Here is a 19,424-nt window from a genome sequence, read left to right as displayed (position 1 = left end):
TCTCCTCGGTGGAAGTGGGTCAGTTGTTGTTCATCAAGTCGATGACGATGGCGATCGCCCAGATGGGCAACCACAGGCCGCAGGTGATCAGGGTGAGGACCAGGTGCAGGCCGTGGTTCACCCCGCGGCGGACCACGATCGTGTGCGGGCCCATCCCGTTGTGCTGGGTCACCGACACCATCGGCTGTCCGGGCATCGGATAGGCCGGCGGCGGATAACCCTGATAGGGCGAATAGTGCTGCGGCGCAGGGGGATAGGGCTGCTGCGGGGCGGGGTAGGGCTGGGTGGGCGCGACCGGCTGCGGCGGCGCGAGATCGCGCGGCGACTCCCGCGGATGCGGCGCGAAGTTCCGGGGGTCCGGCAGCGGCTCCACCTGCGTCGGCGGATCCCACGCCACCGGCGCGTCGGCGGGCTGAGCGGGCTTGTCGAGCGGTCCGGTCATCGGTTCCTCCTGGAAAAGGCCGTCGGAGCTGCCGGTGGCCATGTGTAGGGCTGGCTGATGGCACGACCGATCGCCGACCGGTTCCGGTCGTCGTCTACAGGGGTGTGCCGCGATGGGTGCTGTCACGAAACAGATTGCGGTGCAACATGTTTCGTGCGTCTCGGGCGGTTGTCTCGATCGTTGCCGCGCCGTTGAGGAAGACGCTACACGCTCCGCGAGGCAATGGCAACAGATGAACAATGTTTTCACTGTTGACGTTGAAAACACGTTTACCGACCTCGGGTTTTGTCAACGATATGTGTAATGTTTGACCTTGACCAGAGGAGGCACATGTCGGACTCGACCCGCAGAACACGGCGCCCCGCGACGGACACGCCGAGCAGGCCCGCATCCCCGGCGCCCACCGTCGCCGCGGCCGAGATCTCCCGGCTGGCCGGCGTCACCCGCGCCACCGTCAGCAACTGGCGCCGCCGACATGCCGATTTCCCCGCACCGGTCCCCGGCGGCTCCGAAACCCGCCCCCTGTTCGACCTCGCCGAGGTGCAGCAGTGGTTGCGCGGCCACGGCAACACCGCGGCCGACTCCCCGGTGCAGCATCTGCGCACCGTGTTGCGCTCCGAGGTCGCGCCCGGCGAGGTGGCCGCGCTGATGGAGTTCGTCGCGGACCCCGCGCGCGAGTCCGAAGGGGCGGTGCTGGCGGCGGTGCGGGCGGCGGTCACGGAGGTCGGCGTGCAGCGGACCCTGTCCGTGCTCGCCGAACGCGGCCTCGACGGCCCCAGCACCGGCGTCTACCCCACCGATCAACCCGTCGCCGCCCTGATGGCCGACGTCCTCGCCGCCTCCGCCGCGCCCGCCCCGCGCTCGGTCCTCGACCCGGCCTGCGGCGGCGGCACCCTCCTGCTCGAGGCCTCACGAATCGGGGCCGACCAGCTCGTCGGCCAAGACATCGTGCCCGTGCAAGCCGGCCGCACCGCCGCCCTGCTCAGCTCCCTCGCGCCCGAGGCGCAGATCGACATCCACGCGGGCGACGCCCTGCTCGCCGACGCCTTCACCGATCTCGAGTTCGACGGTGTCCTGTCGAATCCGCCCTATTCCCAACGTGATTGGAGTGCCGACGAACTGGCGCTCGACCCGCGCTGGGTCTACTCGGTGCCCCCGCGCAGCGAATCCGAACTGGCCTGGGTCCAGCACGCCATCGCCCACCTGCACTCCGGCGGCACCGCCGTTCTCCTGCTACCGCCCGCCGTCGCCGCCCGATCCTCGGGCCGACGGATTCGCATGGAACTGTTGCGCGCGGGCGCATTACGCGCTGTGATCGCACTCCCGCCCGGCGCGTCCACGCCGCGCCAGGTCGGTCTGCACCTGTGGGTGGTGCGCCGCCCCGCACCGGGCATCTCGAAGGACACCCTGCTGTTCGCCGACACCACCCGCCTACCGAATCACGGTGGCGAACAATCGGATTGGCAGGTGCTCGCCGACACGGTGGTCACCGCGTGGCGCGCCTTCGACGCGGGTCAGGACCCCACCGTCCCCGATGTGACCGCCGTGGTCCGGGTGATGGACGTCCTCGACGACGACGTCGACCTCACCCCCGCCCGTCAGGTGCGCGCCGCAGTGGACCCCGACAACGCCTCCGCCGCCGCCCACGCCGCCATCACCCGCCTCGCCGACGACCTCACCGAACTCCGCGCGGCCGCCGACGCCGTGCGCGACTGGGAATCGGCCCCCGGCACTGTGTGGCGCTACGTCGCCGTCGGCAACCTCATCGCGGGCAAGGCGGTCCGCATCGTCACCCCCAACTCCGAAACCGTCGCCCTCGACACCCCACAGCGCCCGGTCCTCACCGGCCACGACCTGCTCGCCAGCCGCGCCCCCTCCGGCCTGTCCGCGCCCGGCGCCTCCGTCGACGACCCCATCGAGGACGGCGACGTCCTGGTCTCCCGCCTGCGCGACGACCACGGCGCCGCCCAGGGCGCCCGCGTCGCCGAGGGCCCCGACATCGGCGCCGTCCCCGGCCCCGGCGTCCTCGTCTTCCGCACCGACCCCACCCGCATCGACCCCTGGTTCTTCGCCGGTTTCATCGGCAGCCCCGACAACGCCGCCGCCATGATCGGCACCACCACCATCCGCCTCGACCCCGCTCGCCTGCGCATCCCCCTGCTCCCCCTCCCCACCCAGAAGACCTACGGCCAAGCCTTCCGCCGCCTGCACCACCTCCGCGTCACCGCCCGCACCACCACCCAATCCGCCCACACCACCGCCGACCTCATCGCCACCGGCCTCACCGCCGCAGCCCTCGAACCCTTCTCCGTACCGGAGTAGCACCGTAGGCAACGGAGTGATCGCACGGATCACCGCGTGGCGACTGTCGATCGAACAGCCGATCCCCCTTCGCGGCCTGGGCGCGCGGCAACAGACCGCCGCCACCCGCCACCGGACGGATCGCCGGCTACTTCTGGCCTGTCCTCTGCCTTGCGCAACTGCGGGAGCCCTCGAACACCACCCCGAGGCAGAGTGATCCGCTGACCGGAAGGGCGAGGTCGATGTGTACATATTTGGGTACACTTTGCTGATGGATACCCTGTCGGTACGTGAAGCGCGAGAGCAGCTGTCCGCCCTGCTGGCTCGGTTTCGTCGCGGCGATCTGCGACCGGTCGGCGTAGGGTCGCATCGCAAGACCGAGGCAGTGATGGTTCCTGTCGAGGTGTTCGAGGAGTTGACCGCCGAGCGTTCTCGATCCCTGGCGCAGGCGGCGGCGTCGGTTCGGGCGGAAGGCGGATCGGCGAGTCCAGCCGCGGAGGCGATCATGGGGCAGTGGGCACGCGGTGAGATCAGCACCGTGCGCATGCGGGAGTTGGTTCGGGGTCTGCACAGCGCGGCGTGACCGTCGACCCGTACATCGATCCTGAATCTGGGTTGCTGCGCAATCATTTCGGGATCACCGACGCTGACACGCTGCATCAGGTGGAGTCGGATCTGAGCCAAGCCGCGCTGGTCGACTTGGGTATCCGATCGTTGCCGGGAAGCTACGACTTGGCACATCTCGCCGCGTTCCACCGCGAGATTCTGGGCGACGTCTATCCGTGGGCTGGAGAGGTTCGGACAGTCGGGATCGCCAAATCGGATCCGTTCTGCCATCCGCACCACATCGTCGGCTACTCCGCTGAGGTATTCGCGGCACTGTCGGCTGACGGGCACCTGCGAGGTATGAACCGACCCGAATTCATCGCGAAACTCGCGCACTACCTGGGTGAGGTCAACGCGATACATCCGTTCCGCGAAGGCAATGGCCGTGCCCAACGGGCGTTCTTTCATCAGCTCGGCCGTGAGGTCGGCTGGGTGATCGACTGGTCGGGTCTCGATCCCGAAGAGAATGTCCACGCATCGATGGCCTCACTGCGCGGTGACAACAGGCCGATGCACAACATGCTCGATCGGCTGGTGTGGCAGCACGGCTGATTTCGGCTGGGGGCGAGACCTGCCCATATCATGCAACGTGACGTGCCTCCCGACAGAGTGAGAGTTCCATGAACGACGATCAGTCCGCCCCGACCCGCGCGTCCAACGCCGCGTTGCGCGCCCAGATCGACGCGCTACTCGACACGTTCGACGCCGAGAAGTCGGCCCTGCTCGACGCCGGCGACCGCGCCACAGCCCTGGTCGGCGTGTGGTCGGCCGACGGTCTGGTGCGGGCCTCCGGCACCGTCGTCGGCGTCTCCGAAGTGCACATCGCCGAGGACGCCTTCAAACGAACCACCCCCGAAGCCCTGGGCCGCTCCGTCACCGAAGCCCTCACCGAACTGACCCGCCGAACCGCCGAAGCCCAACACCAGGCCCTGGCACCACTGTCGGCATCCATGCCCGACCTCCCCGACCTGATCCCCGGCGCGCCGAGCATGAAAGACCTGATCGCCCAGGTATCACCACCCCCGCCCCCACTCCCGGAACCGGTTACGGAAGCCCCGACCAGCCTCGTCGACCCCGACGACGAGGAAGGCGACTACTTCCGCAACCGAAGTTACCTCCGATAACCCAGCCCCCGGGGCACCTCAGCCCGCGTTCCGATTCCAAACCTCGTTGATCAGATCCGGCAGCGGAGTATCGAGCACCTCGCTCAGCGCGACCAGCGTCGTGAACGTGGGATTCGCCGGTTTCCTAGGCTTACGCGCCCGCAACCCGGCCTCGAGCAACTGATAGTGGTTGCGACTCATCCCCGCGGCGAGCGCGACCTGCTCCTGAGTGAGCCCTCGGGCCATGCGCAACTCGGCCAGATGATGTCCCAGAATCGCGACGAGCTCGTTCTCGACGGCGGATTCTGGCACCTCAACAAGGCTTCCGAGGCGTTGCTCTCGCGTCGACCATCTATAGATGGCATTATGTGACCGGTCCGGGTGGTGCCGTCTATAGATGGTGTGTCGTAGGTGAAGGTGCGTGGGGTGTCTGAGTCGAGCGACAATCCGATCTTGAACTCGCCGTACGACCCGCCCGCTAGATACTTCGAGATCGGACGGCGCGGCCCCACTGGTGTCATCAAGGACGGTCGGCTTCACCGGCGGTAACGACCCCTACAAGCGGCTCGAGACCGCGCTCGAGGCCGACATCGACCCAGACGCCTTGGAGTCCCTCTATCAGACGGTCTCTCGCCCCTTCCCGAAGCCGGAGAGCGGCAAAATCGCGGTCAAGGTCATCAACGACTACGGCGACGAGGTGATGAAGGTCGCTATCAAGGCGAAGCTGGTCTGTGAAGCGCAGCATGGGCCATCGCATGATGAGTTCGCTCGTGTGATCGATAAGGGAGAGCTGTGATGACCCATAGTCGATGGAGGGCCGGAGTCGCGCCGTTCGAGTCCGAGGAGGTCGCGAGCGTTCGGCATGAGGTTCGGTTGGCGATGGCCCTGGCCGAGGCGGTGTATGGGCGGCGGACCGAGTTGGGTTTGACACAGGCGGAGTTGGCTGAGCGGGCCGGACTGACGCAGGCCAAGATCTCTCGTATCGAGGGCTCTGACGCAGTGCCGACGCTGGGGTTGTTGGCCAAGCTTGCCAAGGGCTTGGATGCGGAACTGAACCTTGTCATCGCGGTCGATGACGCGCGCGTGAGCTTCGTCCCGCATAGCAGCGCTGCATAGCGTCCGACTCGAGTGCGAGCGGCCGATGTGGTCGTCGGGTGACTTAGGTCTTCGGGCGGAGCCGCTGCGCGTACGAGCCGATGCTTACGGCCATTGCACTCCGGACGGGCTTCCGAGATTGCGGGTGCGTACCCGAATTTCGGTTGGAGCAGACTGTGGCGAAAGAGCCGCGCGGACAGCATCATTGAGCACCTTGTCGAAGGACGCTCCAGTCCTGCGCATCCGCTCGGTGATCTGGGCTGCCACGTCGGGGTCCAGGGATACCGTGGTCCGCATGATCGCATCATGCCCGGCCGACGCTGTGCATGTACGAAGGATTGAGTAAGCGTTCGTACAACTGCCGGAGTATCCCGCCTCTACAGTGACAAAAGTATTCTCAGAGCAGGAGGGGCGGCTGATATGGGGGTGGGGCGATGAAGTATCAGCGTTCGGGCTCGGTGATCACACTGTGGGTGCTCGCTGCCTGCTGGTGTGCGCTGAGTCTCGGGTACGGGGTGGCGTCGCTGTTCGAGGCGCGGGGGGTGGACAGCACCGAGGCGGGGCACTTCTATGCCTCGATCCTGGTGGGTGTGTTGCCGTTGGGTGGTGTGCTGCTGCATGAGCGGGGGGAGGCGCGGCGGGCGATGATCATGCAGGCGCGTCGACTGCCGCCGCCGCCTCGGCCGGTGGCTCCGCCGCCGAATCGTCCTGCGGCCGTGCGGGGTCCGCAGCTACCGCATCGGTTGAAGGCGTCGTGGTTTCGGCTCGACAAGGCGTACGGCGTGGTGTCCGAACTCCAGCGCCGGGGCTGGATCGATGCCACCAGCACGCGCGGGCTGTCGGAGTCCATGGCGCGACTGCATCGGCTCGGGGTCGCCGACGGGATGACCGATCAGCTGGGTGGGCGGCGTTCGGGCACGGTGGAGCGGCAGATCAACCGGTTGGCTGATCTGCTGGTCGCGTTGGCCGATGAGGCGGTCGAGCATCAGGCCACGGTCGGCGCCGACTTCACTCCGGCCACGTTGGCCGAGGCCGCCCAGCGCCTCGCCGCCGACCGCGTGGCCTACTGCGAGTTGTTGGAACTCGGCGGGATCGCGTTCGGGGACGAGATGCCGTTTCGCCACCGGTAGAGGACCTGAGCTACGGTCCGCAGGTCTTCGAGGCACAGGTCGGCAGGGTCCAGGTACGCGGGTGGGCGCTGGTAGCGCGCGGGCGGATCTGCTGGTGGGCGCGGCTTGCGCTCGGGTCGGTCTTCTGGTGGCTCGACCAGTAATAGCACTGAGATAGCCTCGCGCTGGTGTGTCGTGGAACGGAAGGTGGTTCGGGTGCGCGAAATTCTCGGCGGTCGCTATGAGATTACGGGAGCGCTGGGCGCGGGTGGCATGGGGCAGGTGTTGTCGGGCTACGACACGGTCCTGGATCGACCGGTGGCGGTCAAGCGAATCGCGGTGGGACAGTTCGCCACTCGCCAGGATCTGGCCGAGGAGTTCGTGGCCCGGTTCCGCCGCGAGGCCAGGGTGACCGCGCGGATCCGCCATCACGGCGTGCCGCAGGTGTTCGACGCGGTGCTCGATTCCGACGCCGAGAGCGTGTATCTGGTCATGGAACACATCGAGGGCGTGACCCTGCGTGACTTCCTGGCCGGCGTGGGCACGGTGTCGATCGAATGCGGGGTGGCGATCGCGGCGCAGATCGCGACGGTGCTGTCGCACGCGCACGTGTTTCCGGTGGTGCACCGGGATCTGAAACCGGCGAATGTGCTGGTGGCGGCGGACGGCACGGTGAAGGTGATCGACTTCGGGATCGCCGCGCTGCTCGACGGCAGCACCGGACGGATCACGCGAACCGGGTCGGTGCTGGGGACGGCGGCGTATATGTCGCCGGAGTTGGTGAACGGGCTGGCTGTGGGACCGCGCGCGGACCTGTACGCGCTGGGCTGCATCATGCACGAGATGTTCAGCGGGCGTGGGGTGTTCGAGGCGCGCTCGGAATTCGATGCGCACAATCGGCACCTGTCGGACGTGCCGACGCCGCTGCGGTCCCTGCGTCGCGAGGTGCCCGCGCAGATCGAACAGCTGGTCCTGGAATTGCTGGCGAAGGACCCGTCCGATCGGCCCGCGACGGCGCGCGAGGTCTATGACCGGTTGCTGCCGTTCCTGCCCGGCAGCGGCGCACCCGAATCGTACTCTCCGCCAGGCTGTCCCGATCCCACCCGGATCTTCCGCCGTCCGAATCCGCCCGCCGAGGCACCGCGAGAAACGGCACCGCGAGAGAATGAGCCCATTGGTCACCAACCGGCAACGGAGACAACGGGACTCGTCGGCGTGGGCGCCCGCTACCGCGAACTGTGCGATCAGGGACGTTTCGCGCAGGCGGCCCAAGCCCTGGTCACCGTCATCGACGAGGCCGAGCACCGCTACGGTCCCGTCAGTTCCCAACTCGGCCAACTACATCGCGACATCGCCCTCGCCTTGGCCCTCAGCGGCGAACAGCGTCGAGCCCTGGCCGAATGGGAGCGGGTCGAGGCGATCGAACTGCGGGCAGGCGGCCCGAGCAGCAGTCCGGTCCGGCAGGCCCGGACAGCCGCGGTGGAGTGCCGGGCCGCTCTGGGCGATCTGACCGCGGCCTCGGCGGTGGACGAGCTGTATCGGATCCTCGGCGAAATCCGCGCCACCGGTGGCGAATTCGGTGAGGACGCGCTGGCGGTCCGGGTAGCGATCGCGAATCTGCTTCCGGCGGTGGGTGATCAGGCGAAGGCGGGGCGATTCGTGGGGCAGTTGCGCGACGACCTGGGAATCCTTCGACCCGCCGACGATCCGGTCCGGCGCCGCGTCGAACAGCTCGCCGCCGAACTCGGCTGCTGATCGCAGGGGAACCGGAACGACGAACCTGTCGCACCTCGGTAGTAGGCTCGGCGCATCGCCGACGGGGGAGCGCGTCGGACATCGGTGCGGCCTCGAAATACAGGCCCGCGCGGAAGTGGAGTGGGCCCTGTGCAGGTGTTCGGCAAGATCGGCTGGATCGTCGGCATCATCGGCGGCATTTTCGGCGTGCTACTCGGCGCGGTCGGCTACTCGAGCGGCATCGGCAACGCGAGCACGGGCGAGATCGCCCTCGCGGTCGGCTTCCTGGTGGCCGGCACGGCGCTGGTCGGGGTGTCGATCTGGCAGCTCGTCACCGGCGATCGGCGCGCACGTCACAAGCAGCGTGTCGGCGCACCGTGGCAACCGGATCGTGCGCACTACGTCAATCCCGTTGCCCCGCAGCACGGCTACGGACAGCCGGGTCCGTACGCCCCGCCTGTGCCCCGCCCGCACACCCCCACGCACTACCCGATCGCCCACACCGCCCCGCCCTCACCGTCCCCGCACGCCTACACCCCACCCCCGTCTCCCACCGTCGCTCAAACCCCCGACTGGCAGACCCATACCCGCACCGCCCACCACTGGCTCCCCACCGGCATCCCCTACGTCAAAGCCTCGACCGGCGTCCTCGGTTCCCCCGCCGACCTCGACCGCGACAGTTCCGCCACCATCCCCGTGCGGGTCCGCGACGCGGTGCGCGAAACCATCTCCCTCGAGGGCCCGATCGAGCGAAACCTGCTGGTCGCGCGGGTAGCCCAACGTTTCGGCGTCCAGAAACCCTCGGAGAAGCAGCAGATCTGCGTGCTGGGCGAGGTTCCCGAATCCCTCATGCGCGCCACCTCGCTGGGTGTCTTCGTCTGGCCCTCGGACCTGGATCCGGCCACCTGGCGCGGCTTCCGCTTCACCCCGCCCACCCTCACCCGCACCATCGACGCCATCCCGGCCGAGGAGATCGTCAACGCGATAACCCATGTCGCGCAGCGTGATCGGCACACCCTCGACGAGATCGTCTGGGCCACGCTCACCCAGTTCGGCCACGAACGCACCGGCGCCGCCGAGGACCGCATCGAAGCCTGCCTCAATGCCGCGGTCCGGCGCGGACGGCTGGCCCGCGACCCCGACGGCCGCTTCCGCGCGCTCGCCTAGGCGGGCAGCGCGGGCAGGGTTCTCGCGTGGGTGATCTCGGGGGACACCGTGATCACATCGCAGGCCGCGACGATCCGGTGCGGGAGGTCGGAGTCGAGGTGGGCCAGGCTCGGGGTGACGATCGCGGCGGCCTCGGTGGTGGCGACCACGTCGAGCAGCCTGCCGATCGGATCGGCGGTGCGATTGCTGAACACGACGGTCTTGGTGAAGCGGTAACCGAGTCGCTCGGCTAGGGAACGGATCTGCGTTTCGTCCCAGGACTGCGCGACACCCGAGATGTCGCGTCGCAGGTAACCGATCGCCGGTGGCTTCATGGGGATGACCCTAACGGCGCGGGTGGTCCAGATCGTGAACGTGCGCGGACGCGAGTCGAATTCGCAATCTGACCGTTGCTCATTTCGCAACCTTCGCTACTTACCAGGCATCATTGGCGATCAGCGCGGTGAGCAACGTGCGGATCGCGGCCACCCGACGTTCGGTGCCGGGAAGCTGGTCAAGCGCACATTCCGGGTCGGCGGGCGGGCCCAGATGGGTGCAGCCGCGCGGACAATCCTCGATCGCGCCTGCGAGGTCGGTGAAGGACGCGATCACATCGTCGGGCGTGATGTGGGCGAGACCGAACGAGCGCACACCGGGGGTGTCGATGACCCAGCCACCTTCGGGCAACGGCAGCGCGACCGACTGGGTGGAGGTGTGTTTACCCTTGCCGACCCCCGACACCTCGCCGACGGCCCGGTACGCGTCGGGCACAAGACGATTCACCATGGTCGACTTGCCCACCCCGGAGTGCCCGATCAGCGCGGTGAGCCGATCGCGCAGGATCTCGAGCACCGGCTCCATCGGATCGTCGATGCCCGCGTAGAGGATCGTCAGGTCCAGACCGTCGAAGGCGGCGGCGAACTCGGACTCGGAGACCAGATCGCGTTTGGTCAGCACCAGGATCGGTTCCAGCCCACCGGCATACGCGGCCACCATCGCCCGCTCGACGAACCCGGTGCGCGGCGGCGGATCGGCCAGCGCGACCACGATGAACAGCTGCTGGGCATTGGCGACGACGATGCGTTCGAACGGATCGGTGTCGTCGGCGGTGCGCCGCAACACGGTGCTGCGCGGACTCACCCGCACGATCCTGGCCAGGCTGTCGGGTTTGCCGGTGAGGTCGCCGACCACGTCGACCTGGTCGCCGACCACGATCGGGGTGCGGCCGAGTTCGCGCGCCCGCATGGCGACGATGCGCCGGTCGGCGTCACCGTCGAGCACACAGCCCCAGCGCCCCCGGTCGACGGCGACGACCATGGCGGCCTCGGCGTCGGCGTGCTGCGGACGGGTTTTGGTGCGCGGACGCGACGAGGCCTTGCCCGGACGCACCCGGACGTCGGATTCGTCGTAGCTGGCCGAGGATCGCCCCTGGCGGCTCAGCGCGCTACTCCCTCACCGGATAGGGCGGGCGCCAACATCTGCTCCCACAGCGCGACGAAGGTCGGCAGGGTCTTGGCCGTGGTGCCGATGTCCTCGATCTGCACGCCCGGCACCCGCAGACCCAGAATCGCACCGGCGGTGGCCATCCGGTGATCGTGGTAGGAGTGCCACTGGCCGCCGTGCAGCGGGGTGGGGATGATCTCGAGGCCGTCCTCGGTCTCGGCGACCTTGCCGCCGAGACGGTTGATCTCGGTGGAAAGCGCTGCGAGCCGGTCGGTTTCGTGACCGCGCAGATGCGCGATGCCACGCAGGCGCGAGGGGGAGTCGGCCAGCGCGGCCAGTGCGGCGACGGTGGGGGTGAGCTCGCCGACATCGTGCAGGTCGATGTCGATGCCCGCCAACCGCTCCGGTCCGCGCACGGTCAGGATGCCGTCGGTGACGCGGGCCTCGGCGCCCATGCGCACCAGGATCTCGCGGATCACGTCGCCGGGCTGGGTGGTGCCGCGCGGCCACATCGGAATGCTCACCTCGCCGCCGGTGATCGCCGCGGCGGCCAGGAACGGGGTGGCGTTGGACAGGTCGGGTTCGATGTCCCAGTCGACCGCGCGGATCGGGCCGGGCGCCACGGTCCAGGTCTGGGCGTTGCCGGAGTCGGCGGGGGTGCGCACGTCCACGTCGGCGCGACGCAGCATCTCGACGGTCATCTCGATGTGCGGCATCGAGGGCAGCGACTTGCCGTCGTGGTGGACGGTGACGCCCTCGTCGAAGCGGGCCGCCGAGAGCAGCAGCCCGGAGACGAACTGCGAGGAACCGGAGGCGTCGATGGTGACCGTGCCGCCGCGCAGCGCGCCGGTGCCGTGCACGACGAACGGCAGCGCGTCGCCGTCGACGTCGAGGCCGAGCGCGCGCAGGGCGTCGAGGATGGTCGACAGCGGACGCGTCTTGGCCTGCTCGTCGCCGAAGAACGCGACGTCGCCGGTCGCCAGGGCGGCGGCGGGCGGCAGGAATCGCATGATGGTGCCCGCGAGACCGCAGTCGACGGCGGCGCTGTGCAGGGGCGCGGGGGTCACCTCGAGGACGTCAGCCGCGCCGGTGATCTCGGTGCCGAGCGCGCGCAGGGCCGCGATCATCAGGTCGGTGTCGCGGCTGCGCAGCGCACCGGTGAGGGTGGAGGGCCCATCGGCCAGCGCGGCCAGGATGAGCGCTCGGTTGGTGATGGATTTCGAACCGGGCAGGGTCACGGTCGCGTGGACGGGGACCTCGATATGGGGCGCAGGCCAGAAACTCACGTCCCCATCTTCGCCTATGTGCGTCGTGGACACACCGGTGGTGGGTATTTCGGCGCGTATCTTGGCCGGTATGTGTGGACGATATGCGACGACCACGAATCCGGGCCGGTTGGCGGCCGAGCTCGACGCCGTCGACGAGACCGGGCTGAGCGAGCCCGACGCGGCCGTCAGCTACAACGTCGCCCCGACCACCCAGGTCCTCACCGTGGTGGAACGCCACGAGCACGGCGACCCCGACGACGACCCGCGCCTGCGGATCCGGCGGATGCGCTGGGGTCTGATCCCGCACTGGACCAAGGCGGCCGAACCGGGCGTGCCCGCCAAGGGCAAGCCGCTGTTCAACGCGCGCGCCGACAAGGCGGCCACCGCGCCCTCGTTCCGTGACGCGGTCAAGCACAAGCGCTGCCTGGTGCCGATGGACGGCTGGTACGAATGGCTGGTCGAGCCGGCCCCGACCGGCACGGGCAAGGCGGTGAAGAAACCCTTCTACATGTCGCACAGTGACGGTTCCCTGCTGTACATGGCCGGACTGTGGTCGGTGTGGCGCGATCGCGCCCAGCCCGACGCCGAGCCGATCCTGTCGTGCACGATCCTGACCACCGATTCCGCGGGCGAGCTGGCCGACATCCACGACCGGATGCCGCTGCCGATGCCGCGCGCGCACTGGGACGCCTGGCTCGACCCCGACCACCCCGCGCCCGCCGACCTGCTGGCGCCGCCCTCGCCGGCGGAACTGGCGTCGATCTCGGTGCGTCCGGTCTCGACCCTGGTCAACAATGTGCGCAACAACGGACCGGAACTCCTCGTGTCCGACGGGACCTGCGATATCGCGCAGTGAGCGCGGCAACCGCGCACGAGAGGCTCGACCCCGTCCCGCTGTGACCCGACCATCGCCGACTCGGGTAGGCGCGGCGAATCGAACGCGCTGGTAGCGGCAACGCGGTTCGTCCCATCCGGGTACCCATTGTGCCTACATTGAGGCAACCAAAAGTGATAGGCTATGTGTTACTGTCGCGCCTCGAGTTGCCAACGGGGGCTCCGGGGTCGATCGATGGGATATTCCTTGCGTAACACAATGAATGGAGCGGACGCCGCAACGCAGGTCCACGACCTGATCGGGGTCGGGTTCGGGCCCTCGAATCTGGCGCTGGCCACCGTGGTGCACGAGCGCAACCAGGGCGCGGCCACCCGCGTCGACGCGGTCTTCCTCGAGGCGAAACCGCAGTTCGGCTGGCATCCCGGCATGTTGTTGCCGGACTCGACGATGCAGATATCCTTCGCCAAAGACCTTGCCACCCTGCGCAATCCGCGCAGCGAGTTCACCTTCTTCAACTACCTGCACGAGCGCGGCCGCATCGTCGACTTCGTGAACCTACAGACCTTCTTCCCCAGTAGGCAGGAATTCTCCGACTATCTGAACTGGGCCGCCGAACGGGTCGACGTGGAGGTCCGCTACAGCACCCGCGTTGTCCGAATCGACTGTGTCGGTGAGCTTGTCGAAGTGACCTGCCACGGACCCGACGGCGTCACGACGGTGCGCGCCAAGAACGTGGTGGTCGCGCCGGGGCTGGTGCCGAAACTGCCCGAGGGCGTCACGCCGAGCGCGCGCGTGTTCCACAACCATCAGCTGCTCGATCATCTCGGGCAGGTGCCGAGTCGTCCGCACGGCCGGTTCGCCGTCGTCGGCGCGGGGCAGAGCGCGGGCGAGGTGATCCGGTATCTGCACACCCAGTATCCCGAGGCCGAGGTGCACTCGGTCATCTCGCGGTTCGGGTTCAGCCCGTCCGACGACAGTCCCTATGCCAATCGGGTCTTCGATCCCGACACCGTCGACCGCTGGTACGACGCCCCCGAGCCGGTGCGCGAGCAGATGATGTCCTACCACCGCGGCACCAATTACAGCGCGGTCGACGGCGAGCTCATCGCCGATCTGTTCCGGCGCGAGTACGAGGAGAAGGTCGCCGGGCATCGCAGGCAGTACGTGCACAACGCCACCCGGATCGAGGCGGTGACCGAGCTGGCCGACGGGGTGCGGCTGGAGCTGTTCGACGTGATGGACCGGCGGCGTCGCTCGCTCACGGTCGACGCGGTGGTCTACGCGACCGGTTTCCGGTCCTTCGACGTGACCCAACTCGTCGATGTCGTTGCGGGGCAACAGGCTTCGGGCAAACCTCCGGTCGAGCGCGACTACCGGCTCCGGCTGCCGGAGGGGCAGGCGTGCGGGGTGTATCTCAACGGCGGCGTCGAGGACACCCACGGGTTGAGTTCCTCGCTGCTCTCGGTGGTCGCGGTGCGCGCGGCCGAGATCCTGGACTCGATCGTGCTGCGCGCACAGGTCCCCGCGCATTGACGATGAGCAACCGCTTGTGCACGTTGTCAGGATAGGCTAACTTTAGCGTCGTTCGGCTGAGCGATCGTGCGGCACGCCCTCGGAGGGGTTGGAACGCCGTGATCGACGAAGCGGCGGTTCCGGTGCGGCGCACCTGCCGAACAACTCCCGACGGATCGAGACGGCCGGTTGGCTGTGCTCGGTCGACGAGCAGAAGGAACAGGCATGAAGATGAGGAAGATGGCGTTCGCCTCGATGGTGGCGATCGCCGCGGTCGGGATCGCAGGCACCGCGGGCAGCGCCGGTGCGGTCCCCGCCCCGGTCGCGCCCGACGGTGGCATCGCGGTCGAGATCGTCCCCGGCGTGGTGAACTACACCGCCACCCGCGACGACACCGCCGCGATCATCACGATCGACGCGGGCTCCCTGACCGTCGCCAACGGCCAGTTCCAGATCAAGAACGCCGAGAACCAGATCGTCGGCGGTACGCCGCTCGAGATCAGCATCGACGAGATCGCGTACCCGGTGCGGGCCGAGATCAACGGCAACACCGCGCGTCTGACCCCGGTCACCGAGGGTGCGTACTACAAGCCCTCGGCCAGCGCGCCCCAGCACATCGCCGAGGTCAGCCCGCAGCAGCGCGAGGCCTCGGCCTGGCAGAAGTTCGGTAGCCGCCTGTCGGTCGGCGCCGCGATCGGTGCCCTCGTCGGCGCGGTCGGCGCGGGTGTCGCGGGCTGCATCATCGGTGGCGTCATCGGTGCCGGTCTGTCGCTGCCGCTGGCCATGTTCCTCGGCGCGGGTCCGGTCGCGGGCTGCATCGCCGGCGCGGTCATGCTGGCGCCCGCGGGCACCATGGGCGGCGCGCTGTTCGTCGGTGTGCCGGTGGCCATCGCCGCCGCGGTCGAGTACTTCATCACCGTCACCGCCTCCTGATTCTTCTCCATCAGGTTTCGGTACGACCAATCGGCGGGTCCGGTCCACGGGCCCGCCGTTTGTCGTGAACCGGACTTATAGCCTGTACTGTCCAATTGCGTCTTTGTTAGAGGTAGCTTCCGGTGTTGCCACGGTTCAGGAGGAAGTCCATGTCGCGGACCACCGCGGATGGCGGGGCCGGTCGACCGGCGGGCCCGTCGCAGCTGGCCCTGCTGCTGCGCCCGGTCCGGTCGCGCCTGATCGCCGCGGCCCTGCTGCAACTGGTCGCCGCCGTGGCCACGGTGCTGACGTTCATCGCGCTCGGCGAACTCCTGATCACCCTGATCGCGGCGGGCGTCACCGATGCGGTGCGGGTGTGGGCCTGGATCGCCGTCGGCACCCTGTTCGCCGTGCCGGTGGCACACGGCATCTCGTTCACCCTGAGCTTCGGCGCCAGCCGCCAGGTCGAATACGCGGCCCGACGGGCGGTGGTCGCCCACCTCGAGCGGTTGCCGCTGGGGTGGTTCACCCGCAACGGTTCCGCGCAGGTCCGCAAGACCGTCGGCGCCGATATCGGCTCACTGAGTGTGCTTGTCGGCGAGGGCATTCCGATGCTGCCGCGCTTCGTCGCCACCACCGTGCTCGCCACCGGGTACCTGCTGTGGGTCGACTGGCGCCTCGCGCTCATCGTGCTGGCTCCCACCCTGGCCGCGACGGCGATCATCACCCGTCAGCGCCGCAACCCCAGCCCGGCCGAAACCGCGCACGAGGAGGCCGCCCGCCTGCTCGGCGCTCGCACCACCGAACTCGCCCAGGGCATTTCGGTGTTCAAGGTCTTCGGCCAGGCCCAGCGCGGCACCCGACGTTTCGGCGAGGCCGCCGACAGTTTCGCGCAGACCTACCTGCTCGCCGAAGCCGTCGAAGCCCGCCGCACCCGCGCCACCTCCCTCCTGTCCTCCTGGATCGTCACCATCGTGATCACCGCCGTCGCGGGCACCGCGTTCACCGCAGCGGGCTGGATCGACGGCGTGGTCGTGGTCCCGTTCCTGCTGCTCTCCTGGATCATCTCGCGCGGGGTGTGGTCGCTGCCGATGGTGCTGATGGCCGGTCGGCGCGCCCGCATGGTGGGGATGTCGCTGGCGCAGATCTTCGGTGAGGCACCGCTCGAGGTGCGGCCCGCGAGTGTGTCGCAGGACCCGGATGCCGGTGTGGCCGAAGGTGAACCGGAACCCGAACACGATCGTGCGCAGCGGCGACTCGCCGTGGGTGTCGATAGGCGCTTCGAGTCCCGTGATGTCGACAGCGTGAACTCGGGCGAAGGTCCGGTCGATACGCAGTCCGGGGAGGTCGCGGATCCTGCCGCAGGCGCGCCCGAAATCGCCTTCGATGCGCGTTCGGCCGAGGTGCGAATCGGCGCGGACACCGAGCGTGCGGCGGTCGAGTTCGTCGGGGTCAGCTTCGGTTACCGTGCGGACGCCCCGGTCCTGCGCGAGATCGACCTACGCCTGGAACCGGGCACAGTCACCGCCGTGGTCGGCGCCTCCGGCTCCGGCAAGTCGACCCTGGCCCGCCTGATCCCGCGCTTCTGGGATATCGACGCGGGCGCGATCCGGTTGCGGGGCCGCGACATTCGCGAACTAGAACCCGACGACCTCTACCGCGAACTCGCCTTCGTCTTCCAGGACCCCCAACTCCTACGCCGCTCGATCGCCGACAACATCCGCCTGGCCCGGCCCGACGCCGACGACGCCACCGTCGCCGAGGCCGCCCGCCTGGCCGGAATCGCCGATCGGATCGCCGAACTGCCGCGCGGCTACGACTCGGTGATCGGCGCCGACGCCCGCCTGTCCGGCGGGGAGTCCCAGCGGGTCGCCATCGCCCGCGCCGTCCTGGCCGATGCCCCGATCCTCGTGCTGGACGAACCCACCGCCTCCGCCGACCCGGAATCGGCCGCCCGCATCCAGGACGCCCTGTCGAACCTGATGGCCGACAAGACCACCCTGGTCATCGCCCACCAGCTCACCACCGTGACCGACGCCGACCGAATCGTCGTGCTCGACGAGGGCCGCATCGCCGAATCCGGCACGCACACAGAACTACTCGCCGCGAACGGCCGCTACGCCCGGATGTGGGCGGCGTCGACCGCGCAGGAGGTGACCGCGCGATGATCGCGTTGGCAGACGGTGTCGTCACCGAACCGGTCCGGCGGCGAATGCGCCGATGCTACTGGCTCGTCGCGGCCTCGGCCCTGGTCGAGGGCGCCTGTTTCGCGGTGCTGGTCCCGCTGTTGCACACCCTGATCGGGGACCGGTTCCCGCAGGCGTGGTGGTGGGTCGCGGCGCTGAGCGTGCTGCTCGTCCTCACCGTCGCCACCTCCCGCGCCGCCTCGGCCCGACAGCGCGCGGTGACCAGCGAGATCGTGGCCTCCCTCCAGCATCGCCTGGCCGAGCACGTGGTCACGCTCCCACTCGGCTGGTTCTCCCCGGACCGCGCCGCCGCGCTGACCCGACTGGCCGGCGAGGCCACCCGCATGCTCGCCGCGACCCTGAACGGCGTTGTGGCGGTGAATATTCGCGCCGCCGCACTGGCCGGTGCGGTCTGGGTGGTGCTCGTCGTGGTCGACCCGGTGACCGGCGCGGTCGCCGCGGGCGGCCTGGGAATCCTGGTGGTCCTGTACTTCTGGGCCGCGCGACTGCTGCGCGGCGCCACCTCGGCGGGCAACACCACCACCGAGCAGATCAACGCCGAACTGGTCGAATTCGCCCAGCTGCAATCGGTACTGCGCGCCTACGGCCGGACCGCCCAGGCGGATTCGGAGATCACCACCGCCCTCGACCGCGTGCGCACGGCCTCGGCCGCGTACTTCCGTGGCGCGGTGACCGGCTCGGTGGTCTTCCAGGCCGGCACCGCCCTGTTCCTGTCCTCGGTGCTGCTCACCGCCCTGCACCGGGCCGACTCCGCCGCCGTATCCGCCGTGGTCGCCACCATCGTGATCGTGCTGGCCGCGCTGCTGGTCGACTCGATGGCCGCGCTCGGCCGCACCGGCAGCGTGATCTGGGCGGCCGAACGCACCCTGGCCGAGATCGGCGAGATCGTCGCCACCCCGCCCCTGCCGGAACCCACCACCGACACCGCCGTCCCGGCCGATTCCTCGATCACCTTCGGCGACATCACCTTCGGCTACGACGCCGACCGCACCCTCCTCGACGGCATCTCCTTCGAGGTCCCGCAGGGTTCGGTCTGCGCGATCGTCGGTCCGTCCGGTTCGGGCAAGACAACCTTGGCCCGCCTGGTCGCCCGCTTCTGGGACGTCGACTCGGGCTCGATCACCCTCGGCGGCAAAGACATTCGCGAGATCGGTTCGGTGGAACTGATGGGCGCGGTGTCGATGGTCTTCCAAGACGTCTACCTGTTCGACGCCAGTATCCGGGAGAACGTGCTCATCGCCCACCCCGACGCCACCGACGACGAGCTGGCCGCGGCCGCCGCCCAGGCGCGAGTGGACGAGATCATCGCCCGTCTCCCCGACGGCTGGAACACCATCGTCGGCGAGGGTGGAGCGGCCCTGTCCGGCGGTGAACGCCAACGCATTTCGCTCGCCCGCGCGCTGCTCAAGAACGCCCCGGTCGTCCTGCTGGACGAGGCCACCTCGGCTCTGGACGTGGAGAACGAGGCCGCCATCCGCGCCGCCACCGCAGCCCTCACCACCGGCCGCACCGTCCTGGTCATCGCCCACCGCCTCGAGACCGTCCGCGCCGCCGACCGCATCGTGTTCCTCGAACACGGCCGCATCGCCGAAACCGGCACCCACGACGAACTTCTCGCCGCCGAGGGCCGCTACGCCGACTTCTGGCGCGAACAGGAACGCGCCCAGTCGTGGAAGATCGGCGCACGCGCATGAGGGAACGCAAGGACGTT

19 protein-coding genes are annotated in these 19,424 nt (G+C 68.9%); 14 read left to right on the top strand and 5 right to left on the bottom strand.

Features of this window, described 5'->3' with window-relative positions:
- Positions 1-19 precede the first annotated feature (19 nt).
- Positions 20-442, bottom strand: a complete 423-nt coding sequence (locus tag ACFP3H_RS22210; RefSeq protein ID WP_378608912.1) for a hypothetical protein — start codon at positions 440-442, stop codon at positions 20-22.
- Between the two features lie 330 nt (positions 443-772).
- Between ACFP3H_RS22210 and ACFP3H_RS22205 the strand changes: the two genes are divergently transcribed.
- The 4 genes from ACFP3H_RS22205 (at position 773) to ACFP3H_RS22190 (ending at position 4,473) form a co-directional block, all read left to right on the top strand.
- The gene (locus ACFP3H_RS22205) at positions 773-2,764 is read left to right on the top strand and encodes an N-6 DNA methylase (protein WP_378608911.1); all 1,992 of its coding nucleotides are present in this window, start codon (positions 773-775) and stop codon (positions 2,762-2,764) included.
- 250 nt (positions 2,765-3,014) lie between these two features.
- On the top strand, positions 3,015-3,326 hold the full coding sequence (locus tag ACFP3H_RS22200; RefSeq protein WP_378608909.1) for an antitoxin VbhA family protein: 312 nt from the start codon (positions 3,015-3,017) through the stop codon (positions 3,324-3,326).
- Positions 3,323-3,901 (top strand): Fic/DOC family protein, encoded by a 579-nt coding sequence (locus ACFP3H_RS22195; protein WP_378608907.1) that lies wholly within the window; start codon positions 3,323-3,325, stop codon positions 3,899-3,901. The genes ACFP3H_RS22200 and ACFP3H_RS22195 overlap by 4 nt, the downstream gene beginning before the upstream one ends.
- 68 nt (positions 3,902-3,969) lie before the next feature.
- On the top strand, positions 3,970-4,473 hold the full coding sequence (locus ACFP3H_RS22190; RefSeq protein ID WP_378608906.1) for a YbaB/EbfC family DNA-binding protein: 504 nt from the start codon (positions 3,970-3,972) through the stop codon (positions 4,471-4,473).
- 18 nt (positions 4,474-4,491) lie between these two features.
- Here the strand turns inward: ACFP3H_RS22190 and ACFP3H_RS22185 are convergent, their stop codons facing one another.
- The gene (locus ACFP3H_RS22185) at positions 4,492-4,764 is read right to left on the bottom strand and encodes a helix-turn-helix domain-containing protein (RefSeq protein ID WP_378608905.1); all 273 of its coding nucleotides are present in this window, start codon (positions 4,762-4,764) and stop codon (positions 4,492-4,494) included.
- 202 nt (positions 4,765-4,966) lie between these two features.
- Between ACFP3H_RS22185 and ACFP3H_RS22180 the strand changes: the two genes are divergently transcribed.
- From ACFP3H_RS22180 to ACFP3H_RS22160, 5 genes are all read left to right on the top strand, one after another.
- Positions 4,967-5,248, top strand: coding sequence for a hypothetical protein (locus ACFP3H_RS22180; protein WP_378608904.1), 282 nt, complete (start codon positions 4,967-4,969; stop codon positions 5,246-5,248).
- An 83-nt stretch (positions 5,249-5,331) separates the two neighbouring features.
- On the top strand, positions 5,332-5,568 hold the full coding sequence (locus ACFP3H_RS22175) for a helix-turn-helix domain-containing protein (protein WP_378608903.1): 237 nt from the start codon (positions 5,332-5,334) through the stop codon (positions 5,566-5,568).
- Positions 5,569-5,981: 413 nt separating this feature from the next.
- Entirely contained in the window at positions 5,982-6,677 is a 696-nt protein-coding gene (locus ACFP3H_RS22170; RefSeq protein ID WP_378608901.1) for a hypothetical protein, read from the top strand.
- A gap of 195 nt (positions 6,678-6,872) precedes the next feature.
- On the top strand, positions 6,873-8,411 hold the full coding sequence (locus ACFP3H_RS22165) for a serine/threonine-protein kinase (RefSeq protein WP_378608900.1): 1,539 nt from the start codon (positions 6,873-6,875) through the stop codon (positions 8,409-8,411).
- 120 nt (positions 8,412-8,531) lie between these two features.
- On the top strand, positions 8,532-9,557 hold the full coding sequence (locus ACFP3H_RS22160) for a hypothetical protein (RefSeq protein WP_378608899.1): 1,026 nt from the start codon (positions 8,532-8,534) through the stop codon (positions 9,555-9,557).
- Here the strand turns inward: ACFP3H_RS22160 and ACFP3H_RS22155 are convergent.
- The 3 genes from ACFP3H_RS22155 to aroA form a co-directional block, all read right to left on the bottom strand.
- Positions 9,554-9,871 carry a hypothetical protein gene (locus ACFP3H_RS22155; protein WP_378608898.1) on the bottom strand — a complete coding sequence of 106 codons (318 nt, stop codon included), beginning with the start codon at positions 9,869-9,871 and terminating at the stop codon, positions 9,554-9,556. The two genes, ACFP3H_RS22160 and ACFP3H_RS22155, sit on opposite strands and share 4 nt — an antisense overlap.
- A 100-nt stretch (positions 9,872-9,971) precedes the next feature.
- Complete coding sequence (rsgA, locus tag ACFP3H_RS22150) at positions 9,972-10,976, bottom strand: ribosome small subunit-dependent GTPase A (RefSeq protein WP_378609553.1); 1,005 nt, start codon at positions 10,974-10,976, stop codon at positions 9,972-9,974.
- Positions 10,973-12,265: a 3-phosphoshikimate 1-carboxyvinyltransferase gene (gene aroA / locus ACFP3H_RS22145; RefSeq protein WP_378608897.1), complete on the bottom strand. Its 1,293-nt coding sequence runs from the start codon at positions 12,263-12,265 to the stop codon at positions 10,973-10,975. The genes rsgA and aroA overlap by 4 nt, the downstream gene beginning before the upstream one ends.
- A gap of 70 nt (positions 12,266-12,335) precedes the next feature.
- On the opposite strand from aroA, the gene ACFP3H_RS22140 reads away from it, so the two are divergent.
- The 5 genes from ACFP3H_RS22140 (at position 12,336) to ACFP3H_RS22120 (ending at position 19,407) form a co-directional block, all read left to right on the top strand.
- Entirely contained in the window at positions 12,336-13,103 is a 768-nt protein-coding gene (locus ACFP3H_RS22140; RefSeq protein WP_378608896.1) for an SOS response-associated peptidase, read from the top strand.
- A gap of 237 nt (positions 13,104-13,340) precedes the next feature.
- Positions 13,341-14,615: a lysine N(6)-hydroxylase/L-ornithine N(5)-oxygenase family protein gene (locus ACFP3H_RS22135; RefSeq protein ID WP_378608895.1), complete on the top strand. Its 1,275-nt coding sequence runs from the start codon at positions 13,341-13,343 to the stop codon at positions 14,613-14,615.
- 204 nt (positions 14,616-14,819) lie between these two features.
- Positions 14,820-15,527 carry a DUF8020 domain-containing protein gene (locus ACFP3H_RS22130; RefSeq protein ID WP_378608894.1) on the top strand — a complete coding sequence of 236 codons (708 nt, stop codon included), beginning with the start codon at positions 14,820-14,822 and terminating at the stop codon, positions 15,525-15,527.
- Positions 15,528-15,676: 149 nt separating this feature from the next.
- A complete protein-coding gene (locus tag ACFP3H_RS22125; RefSeq protein WP_378608893.1) occupies positions 15,677-17,674 on the top strand; it encodes an ABC transporter ATP-binding protein in 1,998 nt (665 codons plus the stop codon).
- Complete coding sequence (locus ACFP3H_RS22120) at positions 17,671-19,407, top strand: ABC transporter ATP-binding protein (protein ID WP_378608892.1); 1,737 nt, start codon at positions 17,671-17,673, stop codon at positions 19,405-19,407. The genes ACFP3H_RS22125 and ACFP3H_RS22120 overlap by 4 nt, the downstream gene beginning before the upstream one ends.
- The last annotated feature ends 17 nt before the right edge of the window (positions 19,408-19,424 follow it).

This window comes from Nocardia lasii (assembly GCF_042658545.1).
Taxonomy (GTDB): domain Bacteria; phylum Actinomycetota; class Actinomycetes; order Mycobacteriales; family Mycobacteriaceae; genus Nocardia; species Nocardia lasii.
This window is presented reverse-complemented; position numbering and strand designations above follow the sequence as displayed.

Excerpts from the sequence above, each read along its gene's own strand:
- ACFP3H_RS22135 (WP_378608895.1), top strand. The coding sequence starts at position 13,341 with ATGAATGGAGCGGACGCCGCAACGCAGGTCCACGACCTGATCGGGGTC.
- ACFP3H_RS22175 (WP_378608903.1), top strand. The coding sequence starts at position 5,332 with ATGGCCCTGGCCGAGGCGGTGTATGGGCGGCGGACCGAGTTGGGTTTG.
- ACFP3H_RS22210 (WP_378608912.1), bottom strand. The coding sequence starts at position 442 with ATGACCGGACCGCTCGACAAGCCCGCTCAGCCCGCCGACGCGCCGGTG.
- ACFP3H_RS22120 (WP_378608892.1), top strand. The coding sequence starts at position 17,671 with ATGATCGCGTTGGCAGACGGTGTCGTCACCGAACCGGTCCGGCGGCGA.
- ACFP3H_RS22200 (WP_378608909.1), top strand. The coding sequence starts at position 3,015 with ATGGATACCCTGTCGGTACGTGAAGCGCGAGAGCAGCTGTCCGCCCTG.
- ACFP3H_RS22190 (WP_378608906.1), top strand. The coding sequence starts at position 3,970 with ATGAACGACGATCAGTCCGCCCCGACCCGCGCGTCCAACGCCGCGTTG.
- ACFP3H_RS22170 (WP_378608901.1), top strand. The coding sequence starts at position 5,982 with ATGAAGTATCAGCGTTCGGGCTCGGTGATCACACTGTGGGTGCTCGCT.
- ACFP3H_RS22155 (WP_378608898.1), bottom strand. The coding sequence starts at position 9,871 with ATGAAGCCACCGGCGATCGGTTACCTGCGACGCGACATCTCGGGTGTC.
- ACFP3H_RS22205 (WP_378608911.1), top strand. The coding sequence starts at position 773 with ATGTCGGACTCGACCCGCAGAACACGGCGCCCCGCGACGGACACGCCG.
- ACFP3H_RS22125 (WP_378608893.1), top strand. The coding sequence starts at position 15,677 with ATGTCGCGGACCACCGCGGATGGCGGGGCCGGTCGACCGGCGGGCCCG.
- ACFP3H_RS22130 (WP_378608894.1), top strand. The coding sequence starts at position 14,820 with ATGAAGATGAGGAAGATGGCGTTCGCCTCGATGGTGGCGATCGCCGCG.
- ACFP3H_RS22140 (WP_378608896.1), top strand. The coding sequence starts at position 12,336 with ATGTGTGGACGATATGCGACGACCACGAATCCGGGCCGGTTGGCGGCC.